Here is a 22,455-nt window from a genome sequence, read left to right as displayed (position 1 = left end):
CGCCTGGGTGTGCGTGGGTTTGGGGGATAGCGGGGCGTGGCGGGGGCGTTGGCCTGCGCCTCACGGATCAGCGGCGCGACCGGGTCGACCGGTGTGCCGACAGAGAGGTCGACGATGCCGTCCGGGTGGGCTTCGGCGACTGCCCGGGCTTCGCTCAGGGTGTCCCAGGGGAATTCAGGTAATGTCGCCGACACGCGCCGCCGGCGATCGACCAGGCCGCTCAGTCGCCCTCGCCTTGCGGCGGCAGATCCTTGACCACTTGCGGATCGTTTTCCGTCATGCCGACCTTCGCCGCACCTCCGGGTGATCCGAGTTCGGCGAAAAAATCGGCGTTGATCTGCGTGTACTGGGCCCACTGTTCGGGCACGTCGTCCTCGTAGTAGATCGCCTCGACTGGGCAGACCGGCTCGCAGGCCCCGCAGTCGACGCATTCGTCGGGATGGATGTACAGCATCCGAGCGCCCTCGTAGATGCAGTCGACCGGGCACTCCTCTATGCATGCCTTGTCTTTTATGTCGACGCAGGGTTCGGCGATCGTGTACGTCACGAAGGTCTCCTCCATGTGCTGGTCGTGTGCCTGCTGTGGGCCGCTCGGAAAGGACGCCTGGGGTTGCTGACCGAACTCTCAGTGTGCCCTATCGCTTCGCTTGCGGGCGATGCGTCTCCGTTGATTACTGATACTAGACGTTGCATATACAATCTCACCACCACCCCGCTATGCACGCCGGTGCAGTGCAACTAGTTGCATATCGCGGCGCAGCCCCTATGCTCCCGGCGTGGCACTTCCCCAGGCCATCCTGGTGTCGCTGTGCGAACAGTCGGGCTCCGGTTACGAGTTGGCCCACCGATTCGACCGGTCGATCGGCTATGTCTGGTCCGCCACGCACCAGCAGATCTACCGCACGCTTCGGGCAATGGAGAACGACGGCTGGGTGCACGCGACACCCGTCCCGCAGCAGCGCCGGCCGGGCAAGAAGGTCTACACCGTCTCCGACGCCGGTCGGGCAGAGTTGGCCCGCTGGATCGCCGAGCCGCTCACCGGGCGGGGCAGCGCACTTCGCGACACCCGGACCCGCGACATCGCCGTCAAGCTTCGCGGCGCGGCCTATGGCGATGTGGCCGCGCTGCGCACGCAGATCGCTGCACTGCGCGCCGAACGGGCCGAGTTGCTCGACACCTACCGCGGGTTACAGAAGCGCCAATTCCCCGATCCGTCGACACTGCAGGGCACCGCGCTACACCAGTATCTGGTGCTGCGGGGCGGTATCCGCGCCGAGGAGAGCGCCATCAACTGGCTCGACGAGGTGGCCGCGGCACTGTCGAGGCAGCCATGACATACCCGAATCTGTTGGCCCCGTTGGATCTAGGGTTCGCCACGCTGCGCAAACGGGTGGTCATGGGTTCTCGGCACACCGGGCTGGAAGACCGCTCCCGCCAAACCGACCGGCTGGCCGAGTATTTCGCCCAACGCTACCATGATCAACTCCGGCTTCGGCCGGTACGAAGCGCGGGTGCCCAGGAAAAAGCTTGCGGCGGAAGGGTATTGACCCGCACGTCATAGGCGGGGCCGCATTGGCCGTCGAGCTTGACCCCGAGCGCGCCATTAAACAGGGCACCGAGCTGGCCGCGCGCCTATAGGGGCTTCAGTCGCCGAACAGGCCGACCGTGCGGGCGTCGGCGATGGCCGCATTGGCGATCTTCTGGGTGGCTTCCAGCGCAGGTGTGGAGGGCGCCAGCGTCAACGGTTTGTTCAACGCGTAGAGCTGGAAGCGGTAGTGGTGAACTCCCGTGCCGGCCGGTGGGCACGGGCCGAAGTACTCCGCCTTGCCTGCTGAGTTCAGGCTGACACTTGATCCCTGGGGCAGCGGGCCGTCCCCAATTGCGGTGGTCGACGGCGGGATGCCGGTAACCACCCAGTGGACGTAGAGGCCAGCGGGGGCGTCGGGGTCGTCGACCACCACGGCCAGCGACTTGGTGCCGGGCGGGACGTTTTGCCAGCGAAGCGGTGGCGGAACGTTACGGCCCTTGCAGGAGTACTCGGCTGGGATCGGCGCGTTGTCACCGAACGCCGAACTGGTGACAGTGAACGTGGCCGACCCCGCCGGCGGTGCTGTTGTCTTGCTCGTCGCCGCGCCGGAGCTAGTGGGGCCAGGAGATTGCGGATTCATCTTGCCTCCACCACATGCGGGAACCGCAAAAAGTAGCAGCGCGACAGTGGCCAGCGCCAGTCTCATGGCGTGTGTATACCCGCTGGGCGGCCGCGGCGTAAAGAGTTCAGTAGCCGCTGAGCAGCCGGCGCACCCGGCCCAGCGTTTCGGGCCCGACGCTGCTGCAGATGCGCGAGGGATCGGCGGGACGGCGACCCCATAGCAGCAGGACGCGTGCCGCCGCGTCGGTTTCCAGGGTTGCTGGTCCGTAAGGCTCGGTGAGTTCGATTCGCACCGAGCCGCTTTCAGCGGCCACGACGAGGTCGTCGACGCCGGGAACCTGCAGCCGAGCCTCGATGCGCTCGCCCGCATCAGGCAGCCCGGCGCCCTTCCTCAGCAGCGGTTTTCCTACCGCTATCACGCTGTGGGTCGTCATCCAGGGTTCGGCCAGCCGGGCCTGTGCGGCTGCGTCGTCTCCGGTGATATCCCAGGTGTGCAACACGCATTCTTCGCGGATGTGCTCGGCGAACCACGGAGGCTTCGTGGTGCGCCCGGTCCAGGCGACGTCGGTGTCGGCGGGAATGACGTCGGCTGCTTCGGCGACCTCGTTGAGTCTGGCCATTCTGTCGTGCAGGGCATCCCACAGATCCGTGGCGTTCATCGCGCGCAGCGGGCCGTCGCGTTCCTAGAAGCTGCGCGTGTCGACGCGTTAGCCCTCGAGGTGTTTGGCCAGCACCCGGGCTAGCTCTTCGGCATTGCCGGCTTGGTGCACGACGATGTCGCGCACCGTCCAGGCCTCACACCACGTGCCGGCGTCGGGTCGGCGTTGCTGCACTGCATCAAGGAAAGGCTGCCACTCGGGAAAGCGGTCGGTGTCGACTTTTCGATTTATCAGGCCGCCAACAGTGAGTAGGTGGTGGTTCGTTGCCGTGCGGGCCGGCCGATACCCTCGGCGATCGCGACTAACTCGGGCACGGTCTTGGCGGACCCATGTTCGGAGCCGGCCATCCGCGAGATGGTTTCCTCCATCAACGTGCCGCCCAGGTCGTCGGCGCCGCCGTTGAGCATCGCCTGGGTGCCGTGCACCCCGAGTTTGACCCAGCTCGTCTGGATATGAGAGATGCGGCCGTGCAACATGATCCGTGCCAGCGCGTGCACGGCGCGGTTGTCGCGATGGGTGGGCCCGGGCCGCGACGCGCCGGCCAAGTACAACGGCGAGTTCTGATGGACAAACGGCAGCGGCACGAACTCGGTGAAACCGCCAGTGCGGTCCTGGATGTCGCGCAGCACATTGAGGTGGGCCACCCAGTGGCGTGGACTGTCGACGTGGCCGTACATCATCGTCGAGCTCGACCGCAGACCGACTTCGTGGGCGGTCGTGACGATCTCGATCCACATCGACGTGGGCAACTTGCCTTTGGTGAGCACCCAGCGCACCTCGTCGTCCAAAATCTCGGCCGCAGTGCCGGGTATCGTGTCCAGCCCAGACTCACGCAGGCTGATCAACCATTCACGAATGCTCAAGCCGCTCTTGGTGACTCCGTTGGCGATCTCCATCGGCGAGAACGCGTGCACATGCATCGACGGCACCCTCGCCTTGACCGCGTGCACCAAATCGGCGTACCCGGTGACCGGCAGCTCTGGGTCGATGCCACCCTGCATACACACCTCGGTGGCTCCTTCGACATAGGCTTCCCACGCCCGGTCGGCCACCTCGCCCACCGACAGCGAGTAGGCGTCCGGGTCGCCCTTGCGCTGCGCGAACGCGCAGAATCGGCAGCCGGTGTAGCAGATGTTGGTGAAGTTGATATTGCGGTTCACCACGAACGTCACGTCGTCGCCGACAGCATCGCGCCGCAGCGAATCCGCCAGCGCCGCAACAGCCTCCAATGCCGGTCCGTCCGCGGTGGCCAGCGCCAGATACTGCTCATCGGAGCAGCCGGCGGGATCGTGTTCGGCCGAACGCAGCGCTGCCAGCACGTCGGTGTCGATGCGTTCGGGTGCGTGCACGGCCAGCGCGTGCACCTGCGCGCGGATGGAATCCCAATCCCCGAACGCGCTGTCCAGATCGCTGCGGGCCTCGGTGGCGCGGCCCTCGACGTCGATCGCCGAATGCAAATCGACCCGCCCCGCCGACGCGACGTCGTCGGGCTCTTGCCACACCATCCCTACCGGGTTCACGTCGCGGGCCAGACCGGTCGCCGGATCGGCCAGCGCCATGACATGTCGACGCACCCGCGGGTCGATCCACGCCGCTCCGGCCTGCACATATTTAGGCTGAGCGGTCAGCCGCTGCACCAGCTCGTATCCGGCCTGGGCGGTGACGGCCGACAGTTCATCCAAAGCGGGCCAAGGCCGTTCGGGGTTGACATGGTCAGGCGTCAGCGGCGAGACGCCGCCCCAGTCGTCGACACCGGCGCCGATCAGCGCCAGGCATTCCTCGCGGGACACCAGGTTCGGCGGCGCTTGGATGCGCATACCCGGGCCGAGCACCAACCGTGCCACCGCCACCGTGGCCAGGAAATCGTCGAATCCCGCATCGGGCGTCGAGGCCATCGCGGTGTGCTCCTTGGCGCGGAAGTTCTGCACGATCACTTCCTGGATGTGCCCGAATTCCTTGTGCGACTTGCGGATTGCATGCAATGTCTCGGCGCGCTCCTGCAGCGTCTCGCCGATGCCCACCAGCAGTCCGGTCGTGAACGGAATCGACAGCCGTCCGGCATCGGTCAGCACCCGTAACCGAACCGCGGGGTCTTTGTCCGGGCTGCCGTAATGCGGCAGACCCTTGGTTTCAAACAGCCGCCGCGATGTGGTCTCCAGCATCATGCCCATCGAGGGCGCAACCGGTTTGAGCCGCGACATCTCCGACCAGCTCATCACCCCGGGATTCAGGTGCGGCAACAGGCCGGTCTCTTCCAGCACCCGGATCGCCATTGCCCGCACGTAGGACAGGGTGGAGTCATAACCGCGTTCTTCCAGCCACTGCCGGGCCTCGGGCCAGCGCTGCTCGGGCCGGTCGCCGAGTGTGAATAGTGCTTCCTTGCAACCGAGTTCACCGCCGCGGCGGGCGATGTCGACGATCTCGTCGGGTTCGAGATACATGCCGGCCCCTTGGGCGCGCAGCCTGCCCGGAACCGTGACGAACGTGCAGTAGTGGCAGGTGTCGCGGCACAGATGGGTGACCGGGATGAACACCTTGCGTGAGTAGGTGACCGGCAGCCGTCCGTTGGTGCCGCGCCGTCCGGCTGATTCGAGTCCGGCGTCGCGCACCCGCGCCGCGCTGCGGCATAGGTCAGCCAGGTCCTGACCGCGGGCGGTCATCGCCAGGGCGGCCTCGTCGACGTTGAGCGTCACGCCGTCGCGAGCACGCCGCAACACACGCCGCAGGGCGCTGGCGCTAGCGGCAGGGGGTTTCCCCGGAACGGCGGGAATGGGCAGGTCGGCGCTGCGTTGCGGGTTCAGGGCCACTCCCCCGTAACATCCGCTCGCTGCGAAATCATCCGCACCCTCTCACCATCTCCGTATCTCGCTGCCTGCCATGACCGTCACATTAGACCTGAGTTTCGCGGGTCTGGCTCACCTGGGGCTGGGGGCCGGCGCCTCGGGCTCGATCGATTTCGTCCGGCGCCGCCGCCGCCACAGCACCATCCACACGGGCGGCACCACGCCCACCGCGATCAGCAGCGGCGCCCGCGCCAAGGTCAGCACACCGGGGCCGTCGAAGATTCTGTCGTCGCCAGGGCCGCCCAGGGTCATCGCGGCCACGGTCAGCAGCCAGGTCCACAACGGCAACGCGGCCACCCGTGACGACGTCGTCCAGTGCATGGCTGCCCATACCAGGGCGGCGTTGACCAAACCACTGATGAATGCGCTTATCGGGAACGGAATCGACCCGATATAGGCGGGTAGCAGCAGTGCCGCGGCGAGTGCGGACAGAACCCCGTCGATGGCCAGCAGGGTAAGAACGACGATACGGATGGCGGGATCCGTCGCTGCGGTGTCATCACTCGATGCGACGGTTGGCTGCGTTGCAGTCAGGTCGGGATGCTGTCGAGCTGTGCGACCAGGGAAGCGATCACCCACTGGAAGTTGTCGAGTCGGTCCTGCCAGTGCTGCATGTTGGGGTCCATATCGGGGTCCATACCGGTTCCTTCCACGAGGCTGGCTGGTAGGAAGCCTACCGCGCGGCGGATGGGGTCAACTCGAGTCCGGCGAGCAGGTCGGTCTCCCAGCCGCGCTCGTCGCGCTCTCCCGCGGTCCCGGCGACCAGGAGGTAGTGCTCCTCCGCCAGGATCGGCAGCGCCAGGTTGTTCGACAACGCGCACGCCCGCCCGGTGGGTCCAACGACAACCTGGGTGGCGTGCGCGGACAGCGCAGCAATTTTGGCGGGTAGCGCATCAGGTGCCTCGATGACAGCATCGATCCGCTCGTCCGGGTAGCCGAACTCGCCGATATCGCTGTGGCCGCTCGGGATCACCCAGTGGGGCTGTAAATCGTCGCGACGCAGCGCGCTCCAGCCCGCCGAGAAGGCGCTCGCAGCGATGACCGTCCAATACAGCTTCGGCACCGTCCAGGGCGCACCCGGATAGTCGGTAGTCCCGGCGGCGGCGACCGCCGCTGTGGTGACGGCATGGGCGCGGACGTGATCGGGGTGGCCGTATCCGCCGTTGGGGTCATAGGTCACTACGACGTGGGGACGCAATTCCCGGATGACCGACACCAGTGCGCCGACAACGTCGCGCTCTTCAGCGTCGACGAACTTTTGCTGGCGCCGCTGCACGGTGCCGGGCATGCCGGAATCGCGCCAGCGACCCGCGCCCCCGAGATAGCTCGGTGCGCCTACGCCGAGGGCGTGTAATGCGGCCGTGAGCTCACCGACGCGGTAGCCGCCGAGTTGGTCGGCGTGGTCGACGGACAGCTGCGCCCACTGCTCGCCGATGACTTCACCCTCCTCGCCCAGTGTGCAGGTGACGACCTGCACTTGAGCGCCGCGAGCGGTGTAATGCGCGATGGTGGCGCCGGTCGTGAGGCTTTCGTCGTCGGGATGGGCGTGCACGAACAGCAACCGCGGCGTCTCTTGGGACGGCATGGAGAAACCGTACCGGTGCCGCCGTGCCCAGCAAGGACCACGGGTGGTTCCGCAACGATCTACCCTTAGAGCCGGGAGGGGTGTTCATTGGTCGATCGATCCGCGTAGCGAACTGTCACGTCTACGGCCATATGTCGGCTAAACGCCTTGTACGAGCGGTAAATAATGCGTCACGTCCGTGCAGCTCGTCCCGCGAAGGCGTTCGCGGTACGGTAACGTAACGCGCATTTGCGCGGATGTTGCTGGTGCGACCCAGTTTTCGCGAAGGTCTGCGCTGACTGCCCCGAGATCCGCATCATCGCAAAACCGCGCCGTGTGACCGCCAGGAGAAACGACGATGACTACTATCGGAGGATGCCACAGCAGAGCAAAGCCGTAAAAAGCCGTCGCCGAGGCCAAGAACTCGAGAACGCGCTGTACGAGGCCACACTGGCCGAACTGGCTGCAGTGGGCTACGGCGGGCTGACCATGGAAGGGATCGCCGCACGGGCCCGTACCGGCAAGGCGGCGCTGTATAGACGCTGGGCCAGCAAGCGCGCGCTGGTTCAGGCCGCTCTGCTCCACGCCCTGCCGCCGTTGCCGGAGCCCAGCGCCGACCGGTCGCCGCGGGAGAACCTGTTGGCGGTGTTCACCGCACACTGTGAGGTGCTCGCGGGCAAGACCGACTTTCCCAGTCTGGATATCATCGGCCAGTTGGTGCACGAACCCGAGCTACGCGCGATATTCGCCGACGCCGTTGTGGCCCCCCGTCTTCGCATCATTGAATCCATCCTGCGAGCCGCCGAGCGCAACGGCGACATCCATCCCGCCAGCCTTACCCCGCTGACCGCACGGGTTGGGCCTGCGTTGATCAACCACCACCTGCTGTTGACCGGAGCTCCGCCGAACAAGCGACAACTCACACGGATTCTCGACACCGTGCTTCCCCAGCGGACGCCGGCGTTCAGTCGAGGCGGGTAGCCGAAAAGCCTTGCGCTGCAAAATGGATGGCACGGCACCCCGGGCCGGTGCCGGGTCACCTCGCCGCGCACGCCTCCGAAAGCGATAGCCACTCAAGTCAGTGAACGCTAGCGGCTACTACCTGCGGGATGTTATTGCGAGGTCTTGAGCCATTGACCGGCATCGCCGACGATGCCAACCGGCACCGCGCCGGACAGGTTGACGTTTTGCACGCTGGGTCCCGCGGCGACGATCGTGGTGTCCTGCAGGATCGGCAACACGGTCGCCATATTCCACAGCCGCGGCTCTACCGCGTTGATCACCTCGTTCATGTCCTTGGTGCCCTGCAGGGCAGCGTCGATATTCGACTGGATGCTTCGGTCGCAGATGCCGGTGATGTTCGACGGCGCCTGCACCAGCGCACCCGGCTCCAGTGAGCGGCTCGGCGGCGTTGACGTCGGCGTCCTCGAGGGTGTCGCGGCGTGCGGTGAGGTCGGTGATCCGTCGGAGCTGCTGGCCGCGGGCGCACTCGATGTCGACACCGGCGTCTGCTCTAACGCGGGGCAGCCGTAGCGGGAAGCCAGCAGCGTCGCGAGGTTGCCCCCGGCTTGATGCCAGCCGACGACGGCGTCCACCCGGTTGTTGACCAACGCGTCGCGGTAGAGCACCACTGGATCCAGCCCCAGCACGGTGGCGGCGATGCCGACGTTGCGCAACTGGTCGGCGGCCGTATTGGCCACTGCCACCGCCGTCGGATCGTTCGATGCGACGCCGATAACCAGTGATAACTGCTTGCCGTCCTTGCTGATCCGGCCACGGGTGAATTCCGGTGCTCCGGTGTTGAGCGGTGTGGTAGCCGGGTCTGCTGGCGGCGGCACTGACGCAGACGTGTCGTTTTCGATCTGGTAGCCGCCGGCCTCCAAGAGACTCAGTGCGTCCGCCTTGGTCATCGCCGGCGGCGCTGTCGGCACATATCCAGGGTCGCTGGGCGGGCGGATCTGCGCCTGGTCAAGCGTGACCGTGTTGTCGCTGCCGGCGCCGACCGCGGCGAGCAGATCCACATCGAGTAGCCCCAGAATCGCCTTGCGCACCTGGGAGTCGGCCAGCTTGGGTTCATTGGCACGCAGCGTCAACTGCATGACCCGCGGCGTCATGATCCGAGCGGTCCGCACGTCGGGAATGGCGGACAGTTGGGCGAATGCCGCGGACCCGCCGTGCACCTGGGCGACCTGGGTGTCGCCGTTGCGGATCGAGTCGGCCAACGCGGCAGGCGCGCCCGCGCGACGGAACAGGATGAGATCCGGCTTGGCCGGCTGGCCCCAGTAGCGGTCGTTGCGGGCGATCAAGATCTCGTCGCGCTGCGGGTCGATGTTCTCCACCCGAAACTGTCCACCAGTGACGGGCAGCGCGCGAGCCAGCCCGGCCGGGAAGCCGCCGGGGACGTCTTTGACGATGTGTGCCGGCAGGATGTTGCTGAACAACTCCCGCCATGCCGGATACGGCTGGGAGAACGTGACGACTGCTTGCTTGCCGCCGTCGATCGACTGCACGCCGGTGATGAGGTCATAACCGGCCGGGTCGACGACACCGGGCTGGCTGACCATCTGCCGCCACAGGTACCAGAAGTCGTCGGCGGCGATCGGGGCATTGTCGGTCCACTGCGCCTCAGGCCGGATCTTGTAGGTCACCGTGAACGGGTTGTCGTTGGTGACGTCAGCGGATACCAGCAGCGTCGGATCCATTTCCCATCGCGAACCTGTAGGAGTGTTCGGGTCGGGAACCGGGCGAAACGCGCTGGGCAGGACCAGGGCGCTGACCGCGGCATTGACCGCCGACAGGTCGGATAGCAGGTGGGGGTTGAAGCCGGCGCCGATCGAGTCGATGCCCATGATGACCTGCATGACGCGCGGGGGCGGCGGCGGCGAGCTACGCGACGTCTCGGTGCTCTGCGGCGCGGGCGGCGGCTTGACGGTACAGCCCGACACCGCCAGCCCCAGCACTGAAGCCAGCGCGCCGATGGTTAACCAGGCGCGGCAGGCTCGTTTCGGCACGCCCATCAGGGTATCGGCCGGCCCATTGGCTGCGGGGCAACCGCACCGTTCATGACGCTAGCCGCGGGCCTTGGCCCGTGCCCGGCTGCGCGCCCGCTCGGTAGCGCCGAGCTGGACCTTGCGTACCCGCACCCACTCTGGGGTGACCTCGACGCATTCGTCGGGCCCACAGAACTCCATGGCGCGCTCCAAGTCGAGGTCAATGGGCTTGGCTCCGGTCTCCATGACCTCGGCAGTCGACGAGCGGATATTGGTCAGCTTCTTTTCCCGGGTGACGTTGACGTCGAGGTCCTCCGGGCGGGGGTTGACCCCGACGACCATGCCCTCATAGGTGTCCTGCCCGGGCGCAACGAAGAACTGGCCCCGGTCGGCCAGCTGCAGCAGCGCATACGCCGTGACGGTGCCGGAGCGGTCCGACACCAGCGAGCCGCTGTGACGGGTCCGGATCTCCCCCGCCCACGGCCGGTAGCCGTCGAACACCGCGTGGGCGATACCCGTGCCGCGGGTTTCGGTCAAGAAATCGGTGCGCCACCCGATCAGCCCGCGGCTGGGCACCGTGAAATCCATCCGCACCCAGCCGGTGGCGTGGTTGACCATCTCGACCATGCGGCCCTTGCGCGCGCCCATCAACTGGGTGACCGCGCCGACGTACTGCTGCGGGCAGTCGATGGTCAGCGCCTCAACCGGCTCGTGCAATTTGCCGTCGACGGTCTTGGTCACCACCTGCGGCTTGCCGACGGTCAACTCGAAACCCTCTCGGCGCATCTGCTCGACCAGCACGGCCAGCGCCAGCTCGCCGCGGCCCTGCACTTCCCAGGCGTCGGGCCGGCCGATGTCGCGCACCCGGATCGACACATTGCCCACTAGCTCGGCGTCCAGCCGGGCTTTGACCATCCGCGCGGTGAGCTTGTGGCCGGGCACCTTGCCGGCCAGCGGCGAGGTATTGGTTCCGATGGTGACCGAGATTGCCGGCTCGTCGACGGTAATCCGCGGCAGCGCAACGGGATTGACGGGGTCGGCGAGAGTGTCGCCGATCATGATGTCGGGTATGCCAGCGACTGCCACGATGTCACCGGCTTCTGCCTGCTCGGTGGGTGACCGCTCTACCCCCTCGGTGGCCAGCAGTTCGGTGATTTTCGCGGCGGCGACGACGGGTTCGCCGTCGAGTTCGCGCAGCCACGCCACTTGCTGTCCCCTACGCAACCGGCCGTTGTAGATGCGGATCAACGCCAACCGACCCAAGAACGCCGACGCGTCGAGATTGGTGAGGAGCGCCTGCAGCTGAGCATCCGGGTCACCGCCGGGCGGTGGGATGTGCTGCAGCAAAACATCGAACAGTGGATCTAGGTTGTCGCCCTCGGGAAGCCGGCCGTCGGCGGGCGGCACGGTGCTGGCCACGCCGGCCCGCCCGGAGGCGTACAGCGTCGGCAGACCGAGGGCTTCCTCGGCGGCCTTCGCCGCTTCGTCGTCGAGATCGGCCGCGACGTCGAGCAGCAGATCGTGGCTGGCGTCGACGACCTCGGCGATGCGGGCGTCGGGCCGATCCGTCTTGTTGACCACCAGGATCACCGGCAGATGCGCGGCCAGCGCCTTGCGCAGTACGAAGCGGGTCTGCGGCAGCGGGCCTTCGGCGGCGTCGACCAGCAACAAGACCCCGTCGACCATCGAAAGCCCGCGTTCCACCTCGCCACCGAAGTCGGCGTGGCCAGGGGTGTCGATCACATTGATGACCGTGACCGTTCCATCGCTGTGGTGACGGTGCACGGCGGTGTTCTTGGCCAGGATCGTGATGCCTTTCTCCCGCTCCAGATCACCCGTGTCGAGCACCCGCTCTTTGGCTTCGCCGCGCTCGTGCAACGCGCCGGACTGCCGCAGCATCGCGTCGACCAGTGTCGTCTTGCCATGGTCGACATGGGCAACGATGGCGACGTTGCGGAATTGCACCGGGTGATTCTGGCAGTGGTTGGCGCCGACCGCGAAATTGCAGCTGGCCGAGGCTGGCCGCGATGCCCGCTGGATCGAGTCTGCGTACATAGCGCATGCCGTCGGCGCGTCGGCGCGGCCAGCGCAGGATCGATGCGGTCAGCGCAGTGTCGACTAGTCGGTTCGCCCGCGGCTACCAACCGCGGCGGCGCGGCGCTGCCCCGACCAATTGATCGTCAACGACCTCGCGACTGCGGTAGACGATGTAGGGGCGGAACAGATACGCGATCGGAACGCTGAACGCGTGCACCAGTCGAGTGAACGGCCACAGCGCGAACAGCAGCAGTGCGATCGTCGCGTGCACCTGGAAGTAGAACGGCGCCTGCAGCATCAGATCGCCACGCGGGTCCAGCACAAAGATCGACCTGAACCAGACCGACACGTTCTGCCGGTAGTCGTTCACCTGGCCGTAGTGCGTGGCCCCCATCATCGTGCAGCTCATGCCGGCCACCATCGCGCACACCAGCACCGGGTACATCAGCTTGTCGCTCAGTGTGGTGGCCAGGCGCACCGGTCCGCTGGTCCAACGTCGATAGATCAGCAACCCGATGCCGATCAGGGCGGCGACCCCGGCGGGCGCACCGAGGATCAGTGCCTGCAGGTGGTAAAAATGGTCGCTCATCCCGATGTCCTCTGTTAGCCACTCGGGAATGCAAAGGCCCATGATGTGGCCCATGATCACCATCAGGCTGCCGAAGTGAAACAGCGGACTGCCGATCGACAGTAGCCGTGACTCGTAGATCTGTGAGGACCGGCTGGTCCAGCCGAACTTGTCGTAGCGGTACCGCCACCAGGTCCCGACCGCGGCGATCGACAGCGAGACATATGGTGCGACGTCCCAGAAGATCTCGGTAAGGCTCGTGTGGGCCATCTCAGGTTCCGCCCGTTCGTTTGGGTGGCACGGTCAAAGTAAACGGTTGCAAGCCAACGGCTTCGGCCGGGGGTCCCTGCGCGGCGAGCCGTTGCGCGCGGCGCACATCCTGGTCGGTAACCGGCGGGAGCGTTTCGCACACCGCGGCGATGACGTGTTCGTAGGGCGAATGCGCGTCCCGCAACGCGCCCAACAACACGTCGATGGGCACCCGGTGCTCGACCAACAGCCTGCGCCCCGCCTCCGGGTCGACCGTCGCGGCGAACTCGAGTACCACCGGAAGGTGATCGGGTGCTTCGGATTTGGGCGGTTCGACACCGGCGTCGCGGTATGCCGCGGCGAAAGCCAGCATTTCGCGACCCCGGTTGCGGGTATCGCCGGCCGTCCAATAGGTCAGGTACATAGTCGAGCGGCGGCGCATATCGAAGGTTTCGACATATTCGGCGGCGGCGGTCAGCGCATCGGTGGCCCGCAGGGCGGCGACGGTGCGACCCAGCAGCTCGGCAACGGTCCCGTCCAGGTGGGCCAGCAGGCGCTCCACCGTGTCGAGTCGCTCGTCGCGCTGCTCGTCGGGATAGGCCAACAGCAGCGAGGCCGCCTGCCACACCAACCGGTCGCGCAGTACGGATTCTCGTGATCGGGCGCGCAGCCTCATTGCTTCTGCTGCTCTTCGGGAAACATCCCGGTCGGCACCTCGCCGCCGTCCCAGTTCAACAGGTTTACCCGCGATGAACCGTTGCCGTTGGTGGACCCGCCGGCGCCCGCCTGCTGCTTGAGCGTGTGAAAGGTCTCCACGCTGACCGGCACCGGTGCGTCGGCTGTGCCGAATGCGCCGCCTTCGTACATACCCGGTCCGCCGTCGCTGTCCAGCGAGCACCCCGCCAACCGGTCCAGCTCGCGGGCCTCGGCTTTGTACGCAGTCGGAATGACGTAGCGCTCTTCGTATTTCGCGATCGCGAGCAAGCGGTACATCTCGTAGATCTCTTCTTCGGTCATCCCGACGGCATGGGGTATCTGCGGCTGGGTCTCACGTCCGAGGTTGATGTCACGCATGTAGGAGCGCATCGCCGACAACCGCCGCAGCACCTGCTCGACGACGCTGGTGTCGCCGGCGGTGAACAGTACGGCCAGGTATTGCATCGGGATACGCAGCGCCTCCAACGCGCCGAAGAGGTTGCCCAGGTCTTCCCCGTCGTGGCCCTCGCGGCTGACCGCGTCCACCACCGGCGACAGCGGCGGGATGTACCAGACCATCGGCATGGTCCGGTATTCCGGGTGCAACGGCAGCGCCACTTTGTATTTGTTGATCAGCGCGTAGATCGGTGAGCGTTGGGCGGCCTCGATCCACTCGCCGGAGATGCCTTCGGCGCGCGCGGCGGCGATCACCTCCGGGTCGCCGGGGTCCAGGAAAACCTGGCACTGCGCCTGGTAGAGGTCGGTGTCCTTTTCCACCGACGCCGCCTCCAGCACCCGGTCGGCGTCATAGAGCACCAGCCCGAGGTACCGCAACCGGCCTACACAGGTTTCCGAGCAGATGGTCGGCAGGCCGACCTCCATGCGCGGGTAGCACAAGGTGCATTTCTCGGCTTTGCCGGTCTTGTGGTTGAAATACACCTTCTTGTACGGGCATCCCGACACACACATCCGCCAGCCGCGGCACCGGTCCTGGTCGACCAGTACGATGCCGTCCTCGGTGCGCTTGTACATCGCACCGGACGGGCACGATGCCACGCAGGACGGGTTCAGGCAGTGCTCGCAGATCCGCGGCAGGTAGAACATGAAGGTTTCTTCGAGCGCAAGCTTGACGTCCTCGTTCACCTTCTTCAGGACCGGGTCGTCGCGCATGGTCTCGGTGGAGCCGGCGAGGTTGTCGTCCCAGTTGACGCCCCACTCGATTTTCATCCGTTCCCCGCTGATCTGGCTGCGCGGCGCGGCGGTCGGGAACGTATCGCCCAGCGGCGCCGAGGTGAGGTTTTCGTAGTCGTAGGTCCACGGCTCGTAGTAGTCGCCGATGGTGGGCAGTTTGGGGTTGGCGAAAATCCGCAGCAGCTTGGCGATGCGGCCGCCGTCGCGAAGCCGCAGCCGGCCCTTCTTGTCACGGATCCAGCCCCCGCGCCAGCGCTCCTGGTCTTCGTAGGTGCGCGGATAGCCCACGCCCGGCCGGGTTTCGACGTTGTTGAACCAGACGTACTCGGTTCCGCTGCGATTGGTCCAGGCCTGTTTGCAGGTGACCGAACAGGTGTGGCAGCCAATGCACTTGTCGAGGTTCATTACCATCGCAAGTTGCGCCATGACTTTCATCGGCGGCCCCGCTCGGCGTGCTTCGGCAGATGCATCAGTACTGCACCTCCTGGTTGCGCCGCCGCACTATGGTCACCTCGTCGCGCTGATTGCCGGTCGGGCCAAGGTAGTTAAAGGCGAACGCGTGCTGACCGTAGCCGCCGGCGAGGTGGCTGGGCTTGATACGCACCCGAGTGAGCGCGTTGTGGTTACCGCCGCGCTTGTTGTTGGTCTCGGTGCGGGGGGTGTCCACGGTGCGTTCCTGCACGTGGTAGACGAACACCACGCCGTCGGGCATCCGGTGGCTGACGATGGCCCGGCACACATAGATGCCGTTGGCATTGACCGCCTCAACCCAATCGTTGTCGCGGACATTGATTTTCGCCGCATCTGCTGGGCTCATCCACATGGTCGGACCGCCGCGCGACAACGAGAGCATGTAGAGGTTGTCCTGGTAGGTGGAATGGAAAGACCACTTGGAGTGCGGGGTCAAGTACCGGACGGTGAGCCCGATGCCATCTCCGGTGGGGCCCAGCTCGGGGGCGTTGAACAGCCGCGACATGTCCAGCGGTGGCCGATAGACGGGCAAGTGCTCGCCGAGTTCCTCGATCCAGTCGTGGGCGAGGTAGAAGTGCATTCGTCCGGTGAGCGTGTGAAAAGGCTTGAGGTGCTCGATGTTGATCGTGAAAGGCGCGTAGCGGCGGCCCCCGGTCTCGCTGCCGGACCACTCCGGGCTGGTGATCACCGGAACCGGACGGGCCTGGGTGTCGGCGTAGGTGATGCGCTTTTCCTCGCTGCCCTCGGCCAGGTGGGCCAGCCGCTGGCCGGTGCGCTTCTCCAGCTCGCGGAAACCCTCGACCGCTAGCCGGCCGTTGGACGTGCCGGACAGCAGCAGTATCACATCGGCCATCCGGTTGGCGGTTGTGATCGCCGGACGGCCTTGGCCGGCACCGGAGTTCATCACACCGAACTTGGCGGCCAATTGCCCGACTTCCTGGAAGGGATGCACGGTGACGCCTTTTACCGTCAGCCCGAATTTGTCGACCAGCGGGCCCAGGGTCAGCCACTTGTCGTAAATCGCGCCGTAGTCGCGTTCCACCACGGTGAGCTTGCTCATCGTCTTGCCCGGTATCGGCACTTCGCCGGTATGCCGCCAATCACGTTCGGTGCCATCGGGATAGGCCAACGCATCCGGGGTGTCGTGCCCGAGTGCGGTGAGCACCACGTCGCTGCGGGTACCGAGGTGACGCTTGGCCATCGCGCTGAAAGTGCGGGCGATCGCGCCGAAAGCATCGAAGTCCGACCGGGTTTCCCACGGCGGGTCGGTGGCCGGGCTGAAGGCGTGCACATACGGGTGCATGTCGGTGCTGGACAGATCTGCCTTCTCGTACCAGGTGGCAGCTGGCAGCACAATGTCGGACACCAACGTCGTGGAGGTCATCCGGAAGTCGATCGACATCATCAGATCGAGCTTGCCTTCCGGAATCTCCTTGTCCCAAACGACATCTGTGGGCCGGACCCCGTCGCCCGGAGCGTCGCCCTGGACGTTGGAGTCCGTTCCCAGCAGATGCCGCAGGAAGTACTCACCGCCCTTGCCCGAGGAGCCGATCAGGTTGGCTCGCCACACGGTGAGCACCCGCGGCCAGTTGACGGGATTGTCGGGATCGCTGATCGACAGGTTCAGCTTGCGCTGCCCGAGTTGTTCGGCAACGTATTCCCCGACGTCACGACCGGCCGCCTTCGCTTCGTCGGCCACGTCGAGACTGGACCGGTCGAACTGCGGATAGAACGGACTCCACCCCATCGCCGTGGCGGAGGCCAGCAGATCCATCGTGTGCTTACCGGCGAACCGGCCGCGACCCACCGGGCTCGTCAGCTTGTCGGCTCCGTAGGCGTCGTAGCGCCACTGGTCGGTGTGGGCATACCAATACGAGGCGCCGGGCACCTGCCGCGGTGGCCGCGACCAGTCAGTGGCCATCGCCATCGTCTGCCACCCCGTCAGCGGTCGCACTTTCTCCTGACCGACGTAGTGGGCCCAGCCACCGCCGTTGCGTCCCATGGACCCGGTCAGCATCAGCAGCGCCAGCACCGCGCGGTAGATGGCGTCGCCGTGGAACCAGTGACAGATGCCGCCGCCCATGATGATCATCGAGCGCCCGCCGGATTCCTCTGCGCTGCGGGCGAATTCGCGTGCGACACGGATGGCCTGCGCGGCCGACACTCCGGTGATCGGTTCCTGCCAGGCGGGCGTATTGGGATGGCTGGCGTCGTCGTATCCGGTGGGCCACTCGCCGGGCAACCCCTGGCGTGCTACCCCATAGTGGGCGAGCATCAAGTCGAGCACTGTGCACACCAGGTGCTTGCCGACGCGGCGCACCGGGACGCCGCGCGACACGATTTCGCCGTGCCCGTCGATGGTGTCGAAGCCGGGCAGCCGGACCAGCGCGGTCGCGCGGTCACCGTTGCTGGCGCGCGGAAGTTCCACGCTCAGCGCCGGTGTCACATTGCCCAGGTCGAGATTCCACTTGCCGAGCCCGTCCTCGCCGTAGCGGAATCCGATTGAGCCGTGGGGCACGACGATGGAGTCGGTATCTGCGTCCAAAACGACCGGCTTGAACGCCGCATTTTCCACCGCTTGACCGATGTCGGCTGCAGTGAGGTTCTTTCCGGGCACCAGTGCGTCGTCGCGCTCTTCGAGCTTGATCAAAAACGGCAGGTCGGTATAGCGGCGCGCGTAGTCCGTAAAGAACGGAACCTGTTGTTGGACATAGCATTCGGAGAGGACCACATGACCCATCGCCATGGCAAGCGCCCCGTCGGTGCCGGCCGCGCACGGCATCCACTCGTCGGCGAACTTGGTGTTGTCGGCGTAGTCAGGGCTGACCGTCACCACTTTGGTGCCGCGGTAGCGAGCTTCGGCCATCCAGTGCGCGTCCGGGGTCCGGGTGATCGGCACATTGGAGCCCCACATGACCAAATACGCTGCGTCCCACCAGTCGCCGGACTCGGGGACGTCGGTCTGGTCGCCGAAGACCTGTGGCGAGGCGACCGGCAGGTCGGCGTACCAGTCGTAGAACGACGTCATCACGCCGCCGATCAGCTCGACGAACCGGCAGCCGGCGGCATGGCTGACCATTGACATCGCCGGGATGGGCGAGAAGCCGGCGACCCGGTCGGGACCGTAGGTCTTGATGGTGTGCACGTGGGCTGCGGCGATCATCTCGGTCGCTTCGGCCCAGCTCACCCTGACCAGGCCGCCCTTGCCGCGGGCGCGCTGGTAGCGGCGGCGACGCTCGGGGTCGGCCTGGATGTCGGCCCACGCGAGCACCGGGTCGCCGAGCCGGGCTTTGGCTTCCCTGAACATCTCGACCAGCACACCGCGGGCATAGGGGTAGCGGACCCGGGTCGGCGAATAGCTGTACCAGGAGAACGACGCACCGCGGGGACAGCCGCGAGGCTCGTACTCCGGCCGGTCGGGACCCACCGACGGGTAGTCGGTCTGCTGGGTCTCCCAGGTGATGATCCCGTCCTTGACGTAGATCTTCCATGAGCACGAGCCGGTGCAGTTGACGCCGTGGGTGGAGCGGACCACCTTGTCGTGGCTCCACCGGTCCCGGTAGAACACGTCGGCTTCGCGGCCGCCGCGGCGCGTGACCGTTCGCAGGTCGTCGGAGAACTCGCCCGGCGTGAAGAAGCGGCCGCTCCGCTCCAGCAACTCCTCCAGAGGACCTCCGACGTGCGGTGTCGGTGTCACAGTCACCTGAGGATCTCCTTACAAGTAGCGGCGCCGCTTCGGCTTGAGGGCCGTGGGCGTGCAACCCGTTGCGGTTGTCGCGGGATCGGTCAGCGATTCGACGGCGATCTCGCCGACCCGGCCGACCAGCTGCTGACGTGCCCGTCTGCATCGGCGGCCCGCGCGCTGATCAGCGACTGTTTACAAGCATAAGCGGTGGGTTGCGGGCGGGCCATGCTGGCTGTCGAGGCGCTGCCGGCGAAGAGATCTATAGCCAGCGCCGGGCTCCTGCGTCGAAACGCGCCGGTAACAGCCCCGGAAGCCGGACCCACGTGGTACAGGAAATCATCGGCACCGCTAACAGAGAGTAATCCGACGTAAATGTTTCGCATGTCCTTGTAAAAACTTGATCACAAGCCGCACCTTCGGTAATCCTGTGTGTTTGCCGCAAGACGGCTGAGGGCGTGTCGGCGTGGTGCTTGCGGGTACGCACTTTCAGAGGATTTCGGACAGCGCAGCCAGCCATGCCCGATCGGCGGGCACCCAGTCGACTTGATCCAGTTCGACGGCCGTCACCCAGCGCAGCGCGCGGTGGTCGCGAGGATGGGGCTGACCACGGATCAACTCGACGCGATAGGCGCGCAGCGTCGCTGTGTCATCGAGGTCGATGTCGTGCCCCAGCCGCTCGCCGACCACCACGTGGATGCCGAGTTCTTCGGCCAGCTCCCGGGCCAGTGCCTCGGGCTCGGATTCCCCGGCCATGACCTTGCCGCCGGGCAGCTCCCAGCGGCCGTCTAATTCCGGCGGCCGGGCCCGTTGTGCAACCAACAGTGCGGATCCGGAGATGACGGCTCCGGCGACGATGATCTGGTTCGGCATCGCCGGTGACGGTATACCGTCGATCCATGGCTGTGTTAACCGATGAACAAGTCGACGCCGCACTGCCAGACCTCGACGGCTGGGAGCGAACAGGCGGTGTGCTGCGCCGGTCGATCAAGTTCCCATCGTTCATGGCAGGCATCGACGCTGTGCGCCGGGTGGCTGAGCACGCGGAAGCTAAGAATCATCACCCGGATATTGATATCCGTTGGCGGACAGTCACTTTCGCGTTGGTGACACATTCCGAGGGCGGCATCACGCAAAACGACATAGCGATGGCGCGCGACATCAACGGGATTATCGGGACTCCGAGCTGACCGTTCGTCGTCCGCTCGCGGCGATCCATGCCAGCGTGGCCAACGTCGCCACGATGTAGACCAGCCCGCCCCAAGCCAGATACCACGGCCGGCTGCTCTGCCAGATGCTCGGTTGCGCGAAGCTCAGCAGCCATGGCACACCGACGATGGTCAACGCGAGCCAGCACCACCCGAGAATCCGGGTGCCGCGGCGGTCGGACAGCGGCCCGTGAATTAGCCAAATCATCAACGGCACCAGCCATACCCAGTGGTGAGTCCACGAAATCGGGGAGAGCAGCAACCCGAACAGCTGCACCACCAACAGTATGGCCAACCGGTCCGGTGCACCGCCGGCACTCTTGAGGGCCCGCCATGCCAGCACCGCCAGTACCGCGGTGATAAGAATCGCCGCAACCACCAGCGGGTCATATCCGGTGTCGTGACCGAAGATGCGACAGATGGCCCCGCGCCAGGACTGATTGAAGGTCGTGCAGATCGGCCCGACCCGATCGGTGTCGGGAAGCAGGTCCGTGAAGTAGTAGCGCACCTGGTCGCCGACGACGAGTGCAGAGATCGCAACACTTGCCAAGAAGACGACCGCCGAGAACACCGCCGCCGCCCACCGCCGGACCCCGACGAAATAGAGGCCGGTGATCGCCGGGGTCAGCTTCACCCCCGCAGCCACGCCGACCAGGAGGCCCGATAGCCACCACCGGGTGGTGTAGGCCGCCCAGAGCACGGCCAGCACGAGCAGCACGTTGATCTGGCCGTAGTCGAATGTGCTGCGCAACGGCTCGATCCAGATCGAGACCGCGGTCCACAGCATGGCGGCGCGCTGGCCAGCACCGGCTGGCACACCGAGCAACCGCTGGCTGATGCGAACCACGCCGTATAACGCCGCCATGGTCCCGACCGTCCACAGGAATGCGACGAGGCCGAACGGCAGGAAGTGCAGAGGAGAGAAGACCACCGCCGCGAATGGCGGGTAGGTGAACGGCAGCGGGAAATCGGGCGTCTGGTCGGCGTAGACGTAGCTGTACAGCGCGCCAGGGTGGTCCAGGCCAGCCGGGCCGCGATGCTCAGGCAGAGCAACACCGGCGCGGCAGCTCCTACTGGGATCGCCTGCCGGCGGGTCGGGGTTGCCGCCGGGGCGGCCGTAGTGGTTTCTATGTGCCCGACTTTAGCGAGCGTGGACCGATTCGACGCCGCGTTGCCTGGGCGACGGGCCGCCGGTCACCGTGACCGCTCGTTTGCCTAACGATCAAATAACCGCCACACGTGTCACTTGAGTCACTTTGGTATCGCGCGAACGATCGGCGCCGGAACATGTCGTCGAAAACCAGGGAGAGTCATGTCAACCATTTGGACGTTGTTACGCGCGACCGCCGTTGTGGTGGGCTCGTCGGCCGCGCTGCTGACGGGCGGGATCGCCCATGCCGACACCGCGCCACCGGCGCCGGTTCCCAACATCGGCAGCATCGGCCAGCAGCTTGCCAATGCACCGCAGTTGCTCCAGGGCCTCACGAGCGCCCTCGGTGGAGCCCCGGCCACACCGCCGACCCCGCCGCCGATGGCCAGCGCCGACATCCGCGTGCCGCAGCTGCCGGCGAACGTTCCGGGGGCATCCGCTCTCGCACCGCCAGCTACGTCGCCCACCCCGGGGACGCCCGCCGCCATGCCAGGGCTCAATTCAATCTTGCCGGGCGCCGCTCCTTCGGTGCCCTCGGCTGCTCCGGGTGCGGCGGCTCCGGCGGCTGGTCCGGGTCAGCTGATGCCGAACGCGCAGGTTTCGCTGCCGAATGTGCCGTTCTCGCCGGTGCCGCTGCCGCAGCAAGTGTCCTTGCCAGGCGATCTGGCTTCGCTTGCTCCGGGGGGCGTCCCGATTCCGCGCGGCATGACGCCGCCCACCCCGGCGCCATCGGCTGCGACCCCCGCGCCGGGAGTGATCAACAACCCGATATTGATACCGCTTTCGGCGCTGCCCTGAGCGTGTAGTCGGCTGACCCACCGAGATACCGGGAGAACACCGTGGTACGCATCTGGAATTTGCGCAGCAGCTTCGCCGCCGTTGCGATCGCCTCGACCGCCGGATTAGCGCTGTGCCCCAGCGCCGCTGCTGACCCGGCTCCACCGCAGCCGATACCGTCCCAACAGCTCCCGGGTCTGCCGGCGCTCTCGCAGCTGAGT

Annotated in this window: 16 protein-coding genes and 5 pseudogenes (1 of these 21 only partly in view); 6 read left to right on the top strand and 15 right to left on the bottom strand. The window is 66.2% G+C overall.

The annotated features are described in order from the left end of the window. Positions 1-194: pseudogene (gene dapC / locus ACFE99_RS01805) on the bottom strand (succinyldiaminopimelate transaminase); it reaches 960 nt to the left of the window's first position. Positions 195-220: 26 nt separating this feature from the next. Continuing rightward, on the bottom strand, positions 221-547 hold the full coding sequence (fdxA, locus tag ACFE99_RS01800) for a ferredoxin (RefSeq protein WP_083085170.1): 327 nt from the start codon (positions 545-547) through the stop codon (positions 221-223). Between the two features lie 229 nt (positions 548-776). Here fdxA and ACFE99_RS01795 point away from each other — a divergent pair, with 229 nt between their 5' ends. Then, positions 777-1,334 (top strand): PadR family transcriptional regulator, encoded by a 558-nt coding sequence (locus ACFE99_RS01795; RefSeq protein ID WP_375481851.1) that lies wholly within the window; start codon positions 777-779, stop codon positions 1,332-1,334. Further along, a pseudogene (locus tag ACFE99_RS01790) lies at positions 1,331-1,471 on the top strand (hypothetical protein); the annotation flags it as partial. The gene ACFE99_RS01795 and the pseudogene ACFE99_RS01790, both read left to right, overlap by 4 nt. A gap of 172 nt (positions 1,472-1,643) precedes the next feature. On the opposite strand, the gene ACFE99_RS01785 reads toward ACFE99_RS01790, so the two are convergent. The 5 genes and pseudogenes from ACFE99_RS01785 to mshB all read right to left on the bottom strand — a co-directional run bounded on the left by ACFE99_RS01785 (position 1,644) and on the right by mshB (position 7,236). Then, complete coding sequence (locus ACFE99_RS01785) at positions 1,644-2,234, bottom strand: YbhB/YbcL family Raf kinase inhibitor-like protein (protein ID WP_375481849.1); 591 nt, start codon at positions 2,232-2,234, stop codon at positions 1,644-1,646. A gap of 40 nt (positions 2,235-2,274) precedes the next feature. Then, positions 2,275-3,039, bottom strand: a pseudogene (locus tag ACFE99_RS01780) (maleylpyruvate isomerase N-terminal domain-containing protein). Next, positions 3,039-5,615, bottom strand: a complete 2,577-nt coding sequence (locus ACFE99_RS01775) for a bifunctional FO biosynthesis protein CofGH (RefSeq protein WP_375481847.1) — start codon at positions 5,613-5,615, stop codon at positions 3,039-3,041. Before ACFE99_RS01775 ends, ACFE99_RS01780 begins: the two are co-directional and overlap by 1 nt. Positions 5,616-5,723: 108 nt before the next feature. Beyond that, a complete protein-coding gene (locus ACFE99_RS01770) occupies positions 5,724-6,230 on the bottom strand; it encodes a hypothetical protein (RefSeq protein ID WP_375481845.1) in 507 nt (168 codons plus the stop codon). A 94-nt stretch (positions 6,231-6,324) separates the two neighbouring features. After that, positions 6,325-7,236 carry an N-acetyl-1-D-myo-inositol-2-amino-2-deoxy-alpha-D-glucopyranoside deacetylase gene (gene mshB / locus ACFE99_RS01765; RefSeq protein WP_375481843.1) on the bottom strand — a complete coding sequence of 304 codons (912 nt, stop codon included), beginning with the start codon at positions 7,234-7,236 and terminating at the stop codon, positions 6,325-6,327. A gap of 354 nt (positions 7,237-7,590) precedes the next feature. Here mshB and ACFE99_RS01760 point away from each other — a divergent pair, with 354 nt between their 5' ends. Beyond that, the gene (locus tag ACFE99_RS01760) at positions 7,591-8,196 is read left to right on the top strand and encodes a TetR/AcrR family transcriptional regulator (protein ID WP_375481841.1); all 606 of its coding nucleotides are present in this window, start codon (positions 7,591-7,593) and stop codon (positions 8,194-8,196) included. A 131-nt stretch (positions 8,197-8,327) separates the two neighbouring features. Here the strand turns inward: ACFE99_RS01760 and ACFE99_RS01755 are convergent, their stop codons facing one another. The 7 genes from ACFE99_RS01755 to ACFE99_RS01725 form a co-directional block, all read right to left on the bottom strand. Then, positions 8,328-10,232 (bottom strand): ABC transporter family substrate-binding protein, encoded by a 1,905-nt coding sequence (locus ACFE99_RS01755; RefSeq protein ID WP_375481839.1) that lies wholly within the window; start codon positions 10,230-10,232, stop codon positions 8,328-8,330. A 51-nt stretch (positions 10,233-10,283) separates the two neighbouring features. Next, the gene (typA, locus tag ACFE99_RS01750; protein WP_375481837.1) at positions 10,284-12,170 is read right to left on the bottom strand and encodes a translational GTPase TypA; all 1,887 of its coding nucleotides are present in this window, start codon (positions 12,168-12,170) and stop codon (positions 10,284-10,286) included. A 172-nt stretch (positions 12,171-12,342) separates the two neighbouring features. Then, entirely contained in the window at positions 12,343-13,080 is a 738-nt protein-coding gene (gene narI / locus ACFE99_RS01745; RefSeq protein ID WP_375481835.1) for a respiratory nitrate reductase subunit gamma, read from the bottom strand. Position 13,081: 1 nt separating this feature from the next. After that, positions 13,082-13,735, bottom strand: coding sequence for a nitrate reductase molybdenum cofactor assembly chaperone (gene narJ, locus ACFE99_RS01740; protein ID WP_375481833.1), 654 nt, complete (start codon positions 13,733-13,735; stop codon positions 13,082-13,084). Next, entirely contained in the window at positions 13,732-15,381 is a 1,650-nt protein-coding gene (narH, locus tag ACFE99_RS01735) for a nitrate reductase subunit beta (RefSeq protein ID WP_375481831.1), read from the bottom strand. Before narH ends, narJ begins: the two co-directional genes overlap by 4 nt. Positions 15,382-15,415: 34 nt before the next feature. Further along, entirely contained in the window at positions 15,416-19,114 is a 3,699-nt protein-coding gene (locus ACFE99_RS01730; RefSeq protein ID WP_375481906.1) for a nitrate reductase subunit alpha, read from the bottom strand. 474 nt (positions 19,115-19,588) lie between these two features. Further along, positions 19,589-19,972 (bottom strand): (deoxy)nucleoside triphosphate pyrophosphohydrolase, encoded by a 384-nt coding sequence (locus ACFE99_RS01725; RefSeq protein ID WP_375481829.1) that lies wholly within the window; start codon positions 19,970-19,972, stop codon positions 19,589-19,591. Positions 19,973-19,998: 26 nt separating this feature from the next. Between ACFE99_RS01725 and ACFE99_RS01720 the strand changes: the two genes are divergently transcribed. Next, complete coding sequence (locus ACFE99_RS01720) at positions 19,999-20,289, top strand: 4a-hydroxytetrahydrobiopterin dehydratase (protein ID WP_375481827.1); 291 nt, start codon at positions 19,999-20,001, stop codon at positions 20,287-20,289. Here the strand turns inward: ACFE99_RS01720 and ACFE99_RS01715 are convergent. Continuing rightward, positions 20,270-21,438, bottom strand: a pseudogene (locus tag ACFE99_RS01715) (mannosyltransferase). The gene ACFE99_RS01720 and the pseudogene ACFE99_RS01715 overlap by 20 nt on opposite strands. Before the next feature lie 181 nt (positions 21,439-21,619). Between ACFE99_RS01715 and ACFE99_RS01710 the strand changes: the two are divergent. Continuing rightward, positions 21,620-22,255, top strand: coding sequence for a hypothetical protein (locus tag ACFE99_RS01710; RefSeq protein WP_375481825.1), 636 nt, complete (start codon positions 21,620-21,622; stop codon positions 22,253-22,255). A 41-nt stretch (positions 22,256-22,296) separates the two neighbouring features. Beyond that, positions 22,297-22,455 (top strand): annotated as a pseudogene (locus tag ACFE99_RS01705) (hypothetical protein); the annotation flags it as partial.

Origin of the sequence: uncultured Mycobacterium sp. (assembly GCF_964249325.1) — a bacterium.
In the GTDB taxonomy this organism is placed as follows: domain Bacteria; phylum Actinomycetota; class Actinomycetes; order Mycobacteriales; family Mycobacteriaceae; genus Mycobacterium.
The sequence above is the reverse complement of the archived record's forward strand: the minus strand, read 5'-3'. Positions and strand labels throughout refer to the sequence as shown.

Coding starts and splice junctions, on each gene's coding strand:
- narI (WP_375481835.1), bottom strand. CDS start 13,080: ATGGCCCACACGAGCCTTACCGAGATCTTCTGGGACGTCGCACCATAT.
- narJ (WP_375481833.1), bottom strand. CDS start 13,735: ATGAGGCTGCGCGCCCGATCACGAGAATCCGTACTGCGCGACCGGTTG.
- mshB (WP_375481843.1), bottom strand. CDS start 7,236: ATGCCGTCCCAAGAGACGCCGCGGTTGCTGTTCGTGCACGCCCATCCC.
- ACFE99_RS01785 (WP_375481849.1), bottom strand. CDS start 2,234: ATGAGACTGGCGCTGGCCACTGTCGCGCTGCTACTTTTTGCGGTTCCC.
- ACFE99_RS01725 (WP_375481829.1), bottom strand. CDS start 19,972: ATGCCGAACCAGATCATCGTCGCCGGAGCCGTCATCTCCGGATCCGCA.
- ACFE99_RS01710 (WP_375481825.1), top strand. CDS start 21,620: ATGTCAACCATTTGGACGTTGTTACGCGCGACCGCCGTTGTGGTGGGC.
- ACFE99_RS01755 (WP_375481839.1), bottom strand. CDS start 10,232: ATGGGCGTGCCGAAACGAGCCTGCCGCGCCTGGTTAACCATCGGCGCG.
- ACFE99_RS01720 (WP_375481827.1), top strand. CDS start 19,999: ATGGCTGTGTTAACCGATGAACAAGTCGACGCCGCACTGCCAGACCTC.
- ACFE99_RS01760 (WP_375481841.1), top strand. CDS start 7,591: ATGCCACAGCAGAGCAAAGCCGTAAAAAGCCGTCGCCGAGGCCAAGAA.
- narH (WP_375481831.1), bottom strand. CDS start 15,381: ATGAAAGTCATGGCGCAACTTGCGATGGTAATGAACCTCGACAAGTGC.